This window comes from Amycolatopsis jejuensis (assembly GCF_000717335.1).
GTDB lineage: Bacteria > Actinomycetota > Actinomycetes > Mycobacteriales > Pseudonocardiaceae > Amycolatopsis > Amycolatopsis jejuensis.
Map to the genome: position 1 here is coordinate 1 of NZ_JNYZ01000019.1, position 13,321 is coordinate 13,321.

Below are 13,321 nucleotides of genomic sequence, written 5' to 3' on the forward strand. Positions count from 1 at the left end.
GGGGTAGATCTTGGCGTCGCAGAGGAGGCGGCGTAGGTCGGCGATGGGGAGTGGGGTGTGGTCGTCGAGGAATACCGTTTTCGCCGCGGCCTGCAGGTCCGTCAACGCCACCGTGACGGTCGCGACGGCGCGCTCCCCTGCTTTCACCGGCAGATCCGGGGCACGGGCAGCCAGGTCGGCGATCGCGGCAATCGCGTCGCCGTGCCGTTCGGCGGTCGTGCGGGGATCCGGAGCGCCGGACGGGTCCGCGGGATCCGGGGCGGCGAGCGGGACCAGCAACTGTTCGAGGACAGTGCCGGTCTCGGGGTCGACATTGCCGGTGAAGTGGAATCGGCCGCCCCGGGTCCAGTGGTAGCGGAATTCCCGCCACGGTCTCGCGGACGCCTCCGCGTGGTCGGCGGGTGGGGTGCCTTCATGATCCCAATACGCACGTAACCGGCGCACGGCACGGCGGACCGTCGCGTGGTCGGCCTGGACAGCCAACGCAACCAACATGTCCTCAGCCACCGTGTAATCCTCAGGAGTCAACCAATCCGGAGCCGCAGCCAGACCCTCGGCGATCACCGCGACATGCTGCGCAGTCACATCACCGGCGGACGCGGCCTTACGGGTCAACGGCACCTCGGCCGTGGCCTGGGCAACGCGGGCACGGGCCTCACGCGGAGTCACATGCAGGGCGGTCGCCAGGAACACCGCCGTCGACGGGTGACCCTCGGGTGCGATGCCCCGGCTTTCCACTTCCCGGATGACTTCCAGCTGCCACGCGTAAGCGGTGTTCTGTTGTTGTTGAGCGGCAACGAGATGTTCGGTCAATTCGCGGTCGGACAGTTGCCAGGCCGGGATCTTTGCTGTCGGGGACACACCACCACATTATCGAACGCGTGTTCGATCATGCATCACTCACAACGGTCGATGTCGAGTCACTCACGCGAGAACAACTGCTCACTCTGCGCAGCGAAAACCTCGCCACGGCAACAGAATCCGGTCGGTCGCGGCTCAGAACACCGGGCGATCAGACCCTCACCGACGTTGGTGTGGAGCGCTCACTCGCCTCGAAGGCGCGAGACAGCGGCACGGCGGCACCGCAGGCAAGGCACGGCGGCACTGCAACCGCGGCGTGGCACGGCGAAGCAGGCATGGCCCGGCCGCAGGCATGGCCCAGGCGCAGGCGGCCCGGCGGCAGCACTGCAACCGCGGCACGACAGGCAGGCACGGCACCGTGGCAGGCATGGCACGGCGGCACGGCACGGCGGCACGGCACGGCGGCACCGCAACCGCGGCGTGGCACGGCAGGCCCGGCACCGCAGCAGGCATGGCACGTCGGCAGCACTGCAACCGCGGCAGGCAGGCAGGCACGCCACCGCGGCACGACAGGCAGGCACGGCACGGCCGCAGGCATGGCACGGCGGCAGAACCGCCACCGCGGCACGACAGGCAGGCACGGCACCGCGGCACGGCCGCGGCACCGCAACCGCGGCACTGCAGGCATGAGGTATGAGGTATGGCAGCAGGCACGTCGGTACTGCGGCACGCAACCGCAGCACAGCGCGGAGTGTCGCGTCCCTGCTCCGACCGCCGCCGGACGTGGGTTGGGACCGGGGGTCAACCCCACCGCTGGAGCGATGACTGACCCATCCGGTATCACCCAGGCCCAGCCCGGGACGCCATTGGCGACGCGAGCCAACCAGCACAAGCTCGGAAAGTGCCCTCAGCTCAACACGTCAGCCGAGCCAAGCCGTCGGCCGAGCCAGCCCAGCCAACCCGGCCAGCCAACCCGTCAGCCCAGCCCGACCAACCCGCCAGCCCGACCAACCCGTCAGCCCAGCCCAGCCGAGCCAACCCGCCGAGCACAGTCAGGCCTTCACCACCGAAACCCGCACCTTCACCCCGTCACCCACTGTCCCCTCGAAGAAGCCCTCCCCGACCTCCCCATACGACACCGCAGTCGCCAGTGTTTCCGACGTCACGAACTCCTCATGCTTCCGCACCGACGAAACCACCTCCTCCGGTGCAGAGACCGTCAACGAGATCCGATCGGCCACATCCAAGTCAGCATCACGGCGCGCCTGCTGCACCACCCGCACCAGGTCACGCGCCACGCCTTCCGCGGCGAGGTCCTCCGTGACCTCCGTGTCCAGCACCACCAGGCCCGCACCGCCGGGCAGCTCCGCGGCCGCCCCGGCAGCCACCAGGCGCCGGTCGTACTCGCCCTCGACGAGCTCCACACCCGCAGCCACCACGGCTCCGGACGCGTTCGTGGTCCAGTCGCCTGCCTTGACCGCCTTGATCACTTGCTGCACGGCTTTCCCGAGGCGCGGGCCCGCAGCCCGGGCATTGACCGCGACCTCGAACGTGCCGTGCGCGGCAACATCCGTGGTCAGCTCCACCGACTTCACGTTCACCTCATCGCGGAGGATGTCCGTGAACGCGCGCAGGGGCTCGACGTCCTCGGCGGCCACCACGAGTTTCGCCAGCGGCAGCCGGACGCGCAGCTTGTTCGCCTTGCGCAGGGCCAGCGCCGACGACGCCACCTGCCGCACGCGGTCCATTGCCGTCACCAGCGCTGCGTCGGCGGGCAGGTCGAGGGCGTTCGGCCAGTCCGTGAGGTGGACCGAGCGCTCACCGGTCAAGCCGCGCCACACCGTTTCCGTCGTGAGCGGCAGCAGTGGCGCGACGACGCGGCACGTCACCTCCAGCACGGTGTGCAGCGTGTCGATCGCGTCCTGCTCGCCTGCCCAGAACCGGTCCCGCGAGCGGCGGACGTACCAGTTCGTCAGCACCTCCAGGAAGCCGCGGGCCAGCGCGCATGCGCCCGCGATGTCGTAACTGTCCAAAGCGGACTCGACGTCGGTCACCAGTTCGTGGGTTTTCGCCAGCACGTACCGGTCGAGCAAGTGTTCCGAATCCGTACGCCACTGACCTTGCTTGCCGTCCGCATTCGCGTACAGCGCCAGGAAGTAGTACGAATTCCACAGCGGCAGCACGGCTTGCCGGACCGCGTCGCGGATCCCCCGATCGGTTACGACCAGGTTGCCGCCGCGCAGGATCGGGCTCGCCATGAGGTACCACCGCATGGCGTCGGAGCCGTCGCGTTCGAACACCTCGTTCACGTCCGGGTAGTTCCGCAGCGACTTCGACATCTTCTGCCCGTCGGAGCCGAGCACGATGCCGTGCGAGACACACGTCCGGAACGCCGGCCGGTCGAACAGCGCCGTCGCGAGCACGTGCAGCAGGTAGAACCAGCCGCGCGTCTGGCCGATGTACTCGACGATGAAGTCGCTCGGGTAGTGGTGCTCGAACCACTCCGCGTTCTCGAACGGGTAATGCACCTGGGCGTACGGCATCGAGCCGGAGTCGAACCACACGTCCAGCACGTCCGATACGCGGCGCATCGTCGAGCGGCCGGTGGGGTCGTCCGGGTTCGGCCGGGTCAGCTCGTCGATGTACGGCCGGTGCAGATTGTCCAGCCGCACGCCGAAATCGCGCTCCAGCTCGTCCAGCGAGCCGTACACGTCGATCCGCGGGTACTCCGGGTCGTCCGAGCGCCACACCGGGATCGGCGTGCCGAAGTACCGGTTGCGGGAGATCGACCAGTCGATGGCGTTCTCCAGCCACTTGCCGAACTGGCCGTCCTTGACGTTCTCCGGGTACCAGGTGATCTGCTGGTTCAGCTCGACCATCCGGTCCTTGAACTGCGTCACCGCCACGAACCACGACGACACCGCGCGGTAGATCAGCGGGTTGCGGCAGCGCCAGCAGTGCGGGTACGAGTGGTCGTAGGTCTCGTGCCGCAGCAGCACCGCGCCCTGCCTGCCCGCCGAACCGGTGCCGTTCTTGAGGTCCCGCACGATGTTCGGGTTCGCGTCGAACACCAGCTGCCCGGCGTAGTCCGGCACCGTCGCGTCGAACTTGCCGTGGTCGTCCACCGGCGTCACCGGGGCGATCCCGGCCGCGTCGGTGACCACCTTGTCCTCGGCACCGTAAGCCGGCGCGATGTGCACGATGCCGGTGCCGTCGTCCGTCGTGACGTAGTCCGCGGACAGCACGCGGTGCGCGTTCTCCGTGCCGGCGAAGTACGGGAACGGTGGTGCGTAACGGGTTCCGAGCAGGTCCGCGCCGGTGTAACGCGCGACCACCGCCGGTTCCTCGCCGAGCTCACGGGCGTACGCGGCTGCGCGCGCCTCGGCGAGCAGGAACCGCCTGCCCTCGCTTTCCACCACGACGTACTCGACTTGGGGGTGCACCGCGGTGGCCAGGTTGGACGGCAGCGTCCACGGCGTCGTGGTCCAGATCAGCAGGTACGCGCCGTCGAGGTCGTTGCCGTTGCCCTCCAGCCGGAATCCGACGGTGACCGCCGGGTCCTGGCGGTTGCGGTACACGTCGGCGTCCATGCCCAGCTCGTGGTTGGACAGCGGCGTCGCGTCGCGCCAGCAGTACGGCAGGACGCGGTAGCCCTCGTACACGAGTCCCTTGTCCCACAACCGCTTGAACGCCCAGAGCACCGACTCCATGTACGTGACATCGAGCGTCTTGTAGTCGTTCTCGAAGTCGACCCAGCGCGCCTGCCGGGTCACGTACTCCTGCCACTCGTCGGTGTAGCGCAGCACGGACTCCTGCGAAGCCGCGTTGAACTTCGCGATGCCCATCTCTTCGATCTCGGTGGTCTCGGTGATCCCGAGCTGCCGCATCGCCTCGAGCTCGGCGGGCAGGCCGTGGGTGTCCCAGCCGAACCGGCGCTCGACGCGGCGGCCCTTCATCGTCTGGTAGCGCGGCACGATGTCCTTGACGTACCCGGTGAGCAGGTGCCCGTAGTGCGGCAGGCCGTTGGCGAACGGCGGGCCGTCGTAGAACACGTACTCGTTGTCGCCGTTGACCCCCGCCGGGCGCCCGCCGATCGAGGCCGCGAACGTCCGGTCGGACTCCCAGTACTCGAGAACGCGCTTCTCCAGCGCGGGGAACGACGGCTGGGACGGGACCGTGGTCTCTCCGCCCGGCGAGGCCTGGGGGTACATCCGGTGCGCTCCTTGCGTTCGTCGCTCGTACGGGCGACCGGCGGCCACCCACACGGGGACGAGACGCTCGCGCGCCACGCGGTACCACCCCGCTTGCCCGGCACACGCTCCCGGGCCTCTCGTTCAACGGCTGTGACGGGCCGTACCCGTCCGGTTCTACTGGGGGTGCGCGCACCCTGTTCTTCCGGAGGCTCCCCGGTGATGGCCGGATCGACGCCTTGCTGACATCAGGTTACTTCAGGGCACAAGCGGCTTTCCGCCAGCCCCGCCCGGGCACGGTCACTGCGGCAAGAATCGCCGCCACCACCCAGAGCCCGGCCGAGGCGATCCCCAGCAGATGCAAGCCGTGGACGAACCTCTCGTGCGCCGCCGGTTCTCCCGCCACCACACCGAAAACCGCCACCCCGAGCGCACCACCGGCCTGCCGCGCCGTGTTGTTGACCCCGCTCGCGACCCCGGCCGCAGACCCCGGCGCGTCCGCCACGGCCGCCGTCACCACCGCCGGGGTCAGCACCCCCATCCCGACGCCCAGCACGAGCAACGTCGGCAGCAACTCCCTGTACCCGGTCGTGGTGCCGACCCGCAGCAGGTTCAGCATCGCGACCGCACCGAGCCCGAGCCCGGCCACCACGAGCGGCCGCGGGCCGAACCGCGCGGTGAGCCGTCCGGCGACCGGGCTGACCAGCGCCAGCGGCAGGAACATCGGGAGCAGCGCGACGGCCGCGGCGATCGGGCTCGCACCCAGCACGTCCTGCAGGTACAGCGTGCACACCAGCACCGAACCGAGACCGACGAAGTTCATCGCCGCCGACACCAGATTCGCGCCTGCGGTCTGCCACGCGCGCACCAGCGACAACGGCAGCATCGGTTCGGCAGAACGGTGTTCCACCACAACGAAAGCCACCGCCGCAGCGCCCGCGAGCAACGCGACCGACGGCGTTCCCGCGATCACCGCGTACACCCCGGACCCGAGTGCAAGGGCCGCCGCAGCCGCGCCGGGAAGGTCGACGCGGCCCGGTCTCCGGACGTCCGGCGGCACCAGCCGACGGGTCGCCACGATGGCCGCGGCCACGATCGGCACGTTCAGCCAGAACACCGGCCGCCATCCGGCCGCGGACACGAGAAACCCGCCCAGCAGCGGTCCGGCGGGCAGGGCGAGCGCCGAGATTCCGGCCCAGATCCCCAGCGCCCGGGCGCGTTCCACCCGGTCCGGGAAGGTCCCGGTCAGCACCGCAATCGTGCCGGGCAGCAGCAACGCAGCGCCGGCCCCCTGCACCGCCCGGGCCCCGACCAGCCAGCCCGCGGACTGCGCAAGCCCGCACGCCGCCGACGCCACCCCGAAGACCGCCAGCCCGGCCAGCACCACCCCGCGATGGCCGAGCAGGTCCCCGAGCGCCCCGCCGGTCAGCAGGAACGCGGCCAGCACCACCGAGTACCCGACCACCACCCACTGCAGCTGCGGAAGATCCGCGTGCAGCCCGTTGCCGAGAGCCGGGAGGGCGACGTTGACAACGGTGACGTCGAGCTGCACCAAGAACATCCCGGCGCACATGGTGAACAAGATCGCGCTGCGCATAGGGACAGCAGACCGCGGAAACACTTCCGTCGCGCTGGAAGTGTCGCGGGGGCATGCTGGGACTCATGGAAGGAGACGCCGACGTCGCCCGCACCGCGGCGCTGTTCGCCGACCCGGCGCGGGTCCGGGTGCTGATGGCGCTGGCCGACGGACGGTCGCTCGCGGCATCCGTACTCGCCGGTGAGGCGGGTCTTTCGGCACAGGGAGTGAGCGCGCACCTGGCGAAACTGCTCGCGGCGGGCCTGGTGACCGCCGAGAAATCCGGGCGGCACCGCTTCTACCGCATCGCCGGAGCGGCCCCGGAACTCCTGGAAGCCCTCGCCCGGCACTCCCCCGCCCGGCCGGTCCGGTCGCTGCGCGAAGGCACTCGCGCCGAGGCCCTGCGCACGGCCCGGCTCTGCTACGACCACCTGGCCGGACGCCTCGGGGTCACCGTCACCGCCGCGCTGCTCGACCGCGGCGCACTGGCCACTGTGGATGGTGACCCGACCACCCGCCGCCGCGCCGGGGACCGGATTTCCGCGCAGCTGCAAGAACATCCGTACACACTGGGTCCCGCTGCGCCCGAGGTCTTCGGCGCGCTCGGAGTCGACCTCGCCATCGCGAGCCGCCGTCCGCTGCTGCGCTTCTGTCTCGATTGGACGGAGCAGCGCCACCACCTCGCCGGCGCGCTGGGTGCCGCCGTGACGCAGCGGTTCCTGGCCGCCGGATGGCTCCGCAGCCGCGCGAAAGCACACCGGGCAGTCCGGCTGACCGACGAGGGCGCCGCCGTGCTCGGCGACGTGCTGGGGATCAGCGGTGCGCTGCCGCCAGCACCGTGTCCGGACCGCAGCGCGCACACGGCGTGAACCCGAGCTGCCGCGCCTCGCCGACGCCGATCGGGATCGTGTCGCGGCCGGAGAGCCAGCCGCAGTCCACCAGGTGGTAGCGCGGATACTCGTCGACGACCACGACCTCGTCCTCGAGCTCCTTGACCACCTCGAGGTCTTCCGGGTCTGTCTCCTCCACGCCCGGTGGGGTGTCGCGGACCGCCTTGGCCGCGGCCTTCGGCTCGGGCGTGGCGGTCTCTTCTCCGGAGTCCTCTTCGACCACCGGCTCCGGCACCTCCGCCGGGTCGCCCAGCTCACCGGAGACCGGAATCAGCTCGGTCTGCTCGGCGTCTTCCTCGGGCGCAGCGGCGGCGTCGTCCTTCGAGTCTTCCGAAGACTCGGCCGGGGCTTCGCGCTTGCGCCGCCGCAGCCAGTCGAGCAACAGCAGCAGACCGGCGAGCACCGACAGCCCGATCGAAACCCAGGCCCACAGCGAGGTGGCCGTGATGAGGGCCGTGACGAGCAGCCCGAGCGCTGCGAGCACCAGAACGAGGACGATGTAAAGCACGCTGAATTACAACACGGCAGCTCCGGCACGGGAGCGCGACCCGCCCACGCGCGGTACCGCGCCGGTTCCCCACCGTGGCGGACCCGTGGCGGACCCGGCGCGGACCCGGGTGCAGGCACGCCGAAGCCCCGCCGGGTCCACGAGGGATCCGGCGGGGCGGCGCGGAACGTACGGTCAGCCTGCCTCGGCGCGCGGGCCGAACGAGTAGCCCTGACCGCTGCTACCGGAGGACGACTGGCCCGATCCGGACGAAGCCGACGCCGGTGCCGCGGAGCCCCGGTCGTCGAGCTCACGCAGCTGGGACTCGAGGAACCCGCGCAGCCGCGTGCGGTACTCCCGCTCGATCGTGCGGAGCTCCTCGATCTTCTTGCCCAGCGCGCCCTTCTCGGCGTTCAGGCTGTTCATCGTCTCGGTGTACTTGCGCTGCGACTCGCGTTCCATCGTGGTCGCCTTGTCGCGGGCCTGGCGCTCCAGCGTCTCGGCCCGGGTCCGCGCGTCGTTCAGCATGGTCTCGGCACGCGTACGGGCCTCGTTGACCATCGAGTCGGACTTCGCCCGCGCGTCGGACAGCAGCTGCTCGGACTTGGTCCGGGCCTCGGCCAGCATGCCGTCGGACTCGGTCTTGGCCTCGGCGGTGAGCCGGTCGGCCATCTCCTGTGCCAGGCCGAGCACCTTCGCCGCCTGCACGTTGGGCTCGCCGTTGTCGGCTCCGACCATGGAGTGCGACTGGGTCTGCTCCATCGCCGACGCGGGCGGCGGAACCGGCGCCAGCCGGCGGGACGGCTCGGGGTCGCGCACCGGTGGCGGACCGCTCACCTTCGCGTTCTCCAGCTCGGAACGGGTCGATTCGAGCTCGTTGTCGAGCTGCTCGACCTGCTGCCGCAGCTCGTTGTTGTCCTCGATCAACCGGGCAAGCTCGGTCTCCACCAGGTCGAGGAACGCGTCCACCTCGTCCTCGTTGTAGCCCCTCTTGCCGATGGGCGGCTTGCTGAACGCGACGTTATGCACGTCAGCGGGGGTCAACGACATCAGATCACCTCACGCACTCCATGGCCTGCAGGACACACCCGGGTTTCCCCGATCACCTGGGCGTCGCCAGTTGCATCGCGAAGAACACAACCAACAGCAGCACCATAATCGACAAGTCCAGTCCCACGCCGCCGATACGGACCATCGGAATGATCCTGCGGAACAGCCGCACCGGCGGGTCGGTCACTGTGTAGATGGTCTCGAGCGTCACCGCAACCCCTCCGGCGGGACGCCACTCCCGTGCGAAGGTCCGCACGAGCTCGATGACGATCCGGGCCGTGAGCAGCAGCCAGAAGGCAAACAGCACGTACCAGATCACCAGCCACACAGCGTTCACGGCGACCACTCTAGCGGGGGACGGCCGGAGAAGCCGCAGCCAGCCGCCCGGCGTGCCCGCGAGTCGACAAAATCACGTCTGGCTGCGCCCAGCGGTCCGGTGGTCTTCACCCGCGCAGGAACAATCCGCCCTCGGCGATCCGCCTGCGGTCCTCGGCGGTCACGTCGACGTCCGGCGGTGAGAGAAGGAACACCTTGTTGGTGACCTTGTCCATCGAGCCGCGCACGGCGAACGCGAGCCCGGCGGCGAAGTCCACGATCCGCTTGGCGTCCGCGTTCTCCATCTCGGTGAGGTTGATGATCACCGGGATGCCCTCGCGGTAGTGCTCCCCGATCGCGCGGGCCTCGAGGTAGCTCGTGGGGTGCAGCGTGGTGATCCGGCTCAGCGGGTCGCGCACCGGCGGCGCGACCGGCTCGGTGACCGGCCGCAGCCGCGCGACCGGTTCCGGCTGGCGGTCCACGGCGAGCGCTCCGTGGGTCGACGGCTCGGCCGCGACGGAGGACCGGGACCGCATGCGCGCGGCGGGCTCGTCGTAGGCGTCGTAGGCGGGTTCCGTCGGGTCCGGCCGGTCGCGGTACCGTTCCCTCGAGCGTGCCGGCGCCCGGTCGTAGCGGTCGTCGTAGTCGTCGTACTCGTCGTCGTAGCCGTGCTCGTCCGCGGGCACCATCCCGAAGTAGGCCTTCAGCTTCTGCAGCGCGCTCATGCCTCTCCCTAGCCCTAGCCGCTCCCGCACCGTTGTGCCCCGCCCGGGCGGACACGAAACGTGACCACCGGGCGAACTCCCTACGGCGAGGCTAAACCGCGCCTGCCGAGCAACGCGGTTCCGACACGCACACACGTCGAGCCGTGCCGGATCGCCTGGTCCAGATCATGGCTCATCCCGGCGGACACGACATCCGCTTCCGGGTAATCCGCCCGGAGACTTTCCGCGGCCTGGGCCAGGCGGGCAAAAGCCGTGCCCGGGTCATCCCCCAGTGGAGCGACGGCCATAACGCCACGCAGTCGCAGCTCCCCCACGTGAGTGATGTGGTCAGCAAGGGCACGAACCTCGCCCAAGGGGGTACCACCACGTGCGGTGTCACCGTCGAGGCTCACCTGGATCAGCACGTCGAGCGGTTCGGTGCGCTCCCCCGCGTCCCGCGCGGCGGCCATCGCGCGGCCGAGTGCATCGGCCAGCCGCGCCGAATCGACCGACTGCACCTCGTCCGCCCAGCGGACCACCGAGCGGGCTTTGTTCCGCTGCAGCCGCCCGACCATGTGCCAGCGCGGCGCCGCGTCCGGACGCAGCTCGGCGACTTCAGCGGCCTTGGGACCCGCTTCCTGGTCACGGTTCTCACCCAGGTTCCGGAGCCCGAGGTCGGTGAGCAGGGCCGCGTCGGCGGCCGGGAAGGTCTTCGTGATCCCGATCAGCCGCACCTCGTCCCGGGCGCGCCCGGCTGCCGCACAGGCCGCCGCAATGCGCTCTTCGACCTCGGCGATTGCGGCGGCCAGCTCCTTGCGCCGAGCGATGTCGGGCTCAGTCACGCGATCGCCTCTTCCAGCCACGTGATCCCGGCGATCCGGCCCGTGGTGCCGTCGCGGCGGTAGCTGAACAGCGTCTTTTCCTCGGCCGTGCAGCGCGGATCCGCGCCGACGCGCCCGACGCCAAGGTCGGCTAGCTGCTGCCACAGCCCGGCGCGCAGGTCGAGCCCGGTCGATCCACTCCGGGTGCGGCTCGTGCTGCCGGGCAGATGCTGCTCGACGTCCGCGGCCATCGCGGCCGGGACCTCGTAGCACTCGCCGCAGATTGCCGGTCCCAGCAACGCTTCCACGCGGCCCGGCTCCGCACCCAGGTCACGCATCGCCGCCAGCGCGGCCGGGACCACGCCGACGCGGGCGCCCACGCGACCGGCGTGCACCGCGGCCACCACCCCCGCCTCCGGATCGGCCATCAGCACCGGCACGCAGTCGGCGACCAGCACCACGAGCGCGACGCCCGGCCGGTTCGTGACCAGCGCGTCGGTGGCTTCGGCGGCCGCGGTTTCGGTGCCGTCCACAATGGTCGCGGTGCGGCCGTGCACCTGTTCCATCCAGGCCAGCCGGTCTTCGGCGAGGCCGAGTTCGGTGGCCAGCCGCTTGCGGTTGGCATACACGTCGCCCGCGTCGTCGCCGACGTGGTCGCCGAGGTTGAAGGTGTCGTACGGCGGCCGGGAAGCCCCGCCCGCCCTGGTCGTGACGACTCGTCGTACTCGCACCCCGTCATCCTGCCAAAAACACCGGAGCCCGCCCCGGGTGAGTCGGGGCGGGCTCCGGGTGAAGCCTGTGCTGCCCGGTTGCCGGAGGTGCTGGGCTGAAGTCCGTGAAGGGAACCATCACGGAATCTGATTCCGTGATGGTTCCCTTCACGGAACCGGTCGCAGGCGAACCGGGGGTCAGCGGCGCATGAAGGGCGGCACGTCAACGTCGTCGTCGGTCGGGTCGTCGTGCACCGTGGCGGGACGGCTGGGCAGGCCGCCGTTCGCGGCGCTGCCGGACCCGATCGGCGAGTACCCGCGCGAGGTGCCCGGCTGCGGCAGGCCGCCCGAGGTCCCGCCCGGCTGGGGCAGGCCGCCCGGCGGGGTGCGCGGCGGCGCGACCGGGTAGCCCGAGCTGCCCGACGGCGGCACCGGCGTGGCGCCACCCTGCGGAGCGGACGACGGCACCGGGGTGGCCCCGCCGCCGACCTGGCCTGCCGCGGCGGATGCGGTGGACCCGCTGCCGTTGCCCTGCCGTCCGCCGAACGCGGGCGGGTCGAGCTTCTTGTGCGTGGGCGCGCCGGCGTCGAAGCCTGCCGCGATCACCGTGACCCGGACCTCGTCGCCGAGCGAGTCGTCGATGATCGTGCCGAAGATGATGTTCGCGTCCGGGTGCGCCGACTCCTGCACGAGCGACGCGGCCTCGTTGATCTCGAACAGCCCGAGGTCCGACCCGCCCGCGATGGACAGCAGCGCGCCGTGCGCCCCGTCCATCGACGCTTCCAGCAGCGGCGAGTTGATCGCCTTCTCCGCGGCCTGGATCGCGCGGCCCTCGCCACGGGCCGAGCCGATGCCCATCAGCGCCGACCCCGCGCCCGACATCACGCTCTTGACGTCGGCGAAGTCGAGGTTGATCAGGCCGGGCGTGGTGATCAGGTCGGTGATGCCCTGGACACCGGACAGCAGCACCTCGTCGGCCGAGCGGAACGCGTCCATGAGGGACACGCCGATGTCGCCGAGCTGCAGCAGCCGGTCGTTCGGGATCACGATCAGCGTGTCGCACTCGTTGCGCAGCTGCTGGATGCCGTCCTCGGCCTGCTTGCCGCGGCGCTTGCCCTCGAAGGTGAACGGGCGGGTGACCACGCCGATCGTGAGCGCGCCGAGCTTGCGGGCGATCTGGGCCACCACGGGCGCGCCGCCGGTGCCGGTGCCGCCGCCCTCGCCCGCGGTCACGAACACCATGTCGGCGCCCTTGATGACCTCTTCGATCTCCTCGCGGTGGTCCTCGGCGGCCTTCTGCCCCACCTCGGGGGCGGCGCCGGCACCGAGGCCGCGGGTGAGTTCCCGGCCGATGTCGAGCTTGACGTCGGCATCGGACATGAGCAGTGCCTGCGCGTCGGTGTTCACCGCGATGAACTCGACACCTTTGAGGCCGACCTCGATCATCCGGTTCACGGCGTTCACGCCGCCGCCGCCGATGCCGACGACCTTGATCACCGCAAGGTAGTTGTGCGGGGGCGTCATCGGGTCCGCCTTCCTGACTCGTGATGTGCACGTACCGCCCGCCGGGGCCGGAACTCTCACCCTCGACTCGAGAGTGAGAGTTATGTCAACCACCAGCGTCAAGGCAGGACGGTAGGCACCGGGCAGGCTCGAATCCAGTAGCCACGCCGTATGCGGCAAAGGTGTTTTGCCACAACGCGAACCCGTGCGCAAGGCCGGAACCCCTCCCGGACCCTGCTTCGCGGTCTGCGGTCCGGGCTGCTATGACGGCTGT

Annotated in this window: 11 protein-coding genes; 1 reads left to right on the top strand and 10 read right to left on the bottom strand. The window is 70.5% G+C overall.

Annotated features, from left to right (window positions below; translation table 11 throughout):
• The 3 genes from OO71_RS24950 to OO71_RS24960 all read right to left on the bottom strand — a co-directional run.
• A partial coding sequence (locus OO71_RS24950) for a DUF222 domain-containing protein (protein WP_033292326.1) occupies window positions 1–861 on the bottom strand: 861 nt, incomplete at its 3' end.
• A gap of 992 nt (window positions 862–1,853) precedes the next feature.
• Window positions 1,854–5,012, bottom strand: coding sequence for an isoleucine--tRNA ligase (ileS, locus tag OO71_RS24955; RefSeq protein WP_033292327.1), 3,159 nt, complete (start codon window positions 5,010–5,012; stop codon window positions 1,854–1,856).
• A gap of 232 nt (window positions 5,013–5,244) precedes the next feature.
• Window positions 5,245–6,588 carry an MFS transporter gene (locus tag OO71_RS24960; RefSeq protein WP_033292328.1) on the bottom strand — a complete coding sequence of 448 codons (1,344 nt, stop codon included), beginning with the start codon at window positions 6,586–6,588 and terminating at the stop codon, window positions 5,245–5,247.
• A 65-nt stretch (window positions 6,589–6,653) separates the two neighbouring features.
• Between OO71_RS24960 and OO71_RS24965 the strand changes: the two genes are divergently transcribed.
• Entirely contained in the window at window positions 6,654–7,436 is a 783-nt protein-coding gene (locus OO71_RS24965; RefSeq protein WP_033292506.1) for an ArsR/SmtB family transcription factor, read from the top strand.
• On the opposite strand, the gene OO71_RS24970 is transcribed toward OO71_RS24965, so the two are convergent.
• The 7 genes from OO71_RS24970 to ftsZ all read right to left on the bottom strand — a co-directional run bounded on the left by OO71_RS24970 (window position 7,381) and on the right by ftsZ (window position 13,068).
• Window positions 7,381–7,965, bottom strand: a complete 585-nt coding sequence (locus OO71_RS24970) for a hypothetical protein (RefSeq protein WP_033292329.1) — start codon at window positions 7,963–7,965, stop codon at window positions 7,381–7,383. The two genes, OO71_RS24965 and OO71_RS24970, sit on opposite strands and share 56 nt — an antisense overlap.
• Window positions 7,966–8,139: 174 nt before the next feature.
• Entirely contained in the window at window positions 8,140–8,994 is an 855-nt protein-coding gene (gene wag31, locus OO71_RS24975; protein ID WP_033292330.1) for a DivIVA-like cell division protein Wag31, read from the bottom strand.
• Between the two features lie 52 nt (window positions 8,995–9,046).
• Complete coding sequence (locus tag OO71_RS24980; protein WP_033292507.1) at window positions 9,047–9,322, bottom strand: YggT family protein; 276 nt, start codon at window positions 9,320–9,322, stop codon at window positions 9,047–9,049.
• Between the two features lie 115 nt (window positions 9,323–9,437).
• Window positions 9,438–10,034: a cell division protein SepF gene (locus OO71_RS24985; protein ID WP_033292331.1), complete on the bottom strand. Its 597-nt coding sequence runs from the start codon at window positions 10,032–10,034 to the stop codon at window positions 9,438–9,440.
• 80 nt (window positions 10,035–10,114) lie between these two features.
• A complete protein-coding gene (locus OO71_RS24990) occupies window positions 10,115–10,855 on the bottom strand; it encodes a YggS family pyridoxal phosphate-dependent enzyme (RefSeq protein ID WP_245633767.1) in 741 nt (246 codons plus the stop codon).
• On the bottom strand, window positions 10,852–11,565 hold the full coding sequence (gene pgeF / locus OO71_RS24995; RefSeq protein WP_033292332.1) for a peptidoglycan editing factor PgeF: 714 nt from the start codon (window positions 11,563–11,565) through the stop codon (window positions 10,852–10,854). Before pgeF ends, OO71_RS24990 begins: the two co-directional genes overlap by 4 nt.
• 177 nt (window positions 11,566–11,742) lie before the next feature.
• Complete coding sequence (gene ftsZ / locus OO71_RS25000) at window positions 11,743–13,068, bottom strand: cell division protein FtsZ (RefSeq protein WP_033292333.1); 1,326 nt, start codon at window positions 13,066–13,068, stop codon at window positions 11,743–11,745.
• Window positions 13,069–13,321 lie beyond the last annotated feature (253 nt).

What these genes read in the sequence shown, in the direction of transcription:
- ileS (WP_033292327.1), bottom strand. Translation starts at nt 5,012, where the DNA reads ATGTACCCCCAGGCCTCGCCGGGCGGAGAGACCACGGTCCCGTCCCAG.
- OO71_RS24960 (WP_033292328.1), bottom strand. Translation starts at nt 6,588, where the DNA reads ATGCGCAGCGCGATCTTGTTCACCATGTGCGCCGGGATGTTCTTGGTG.
- OO71_RS24965 (WP_033292506.1), top strand. Translation starts at nt 6,654, where the DNA reads ATGGAAGGAGACGCCGACGTCGCCCGCACCGCGGCGCTGTTCGCCGAC.
- wag31 (WP_033292330.1), bottom strand. Translation starts at nt 8,994, where the DNA reads ATGTCGTTGACCCCCGCTGACGTGCATAACGTCGCGTTCAGCAAGCCG.
- OO71_RS24985 (WP_033292331.1), bottom strand. Translation starts at nt 10,034, where the DNA reads ATGAGCGCGCTGCAGAAGCTGAAGGCCTACTTCGGGATGGTGCCCGCG.
- ftsZ (WP_033292333.1), bottom strand. Translation starts at nt 13,068, where the DNA reads ATGACGCCCCCGCACAACTACCTTGCGGTGATCAAGGTCGTCGGCATC.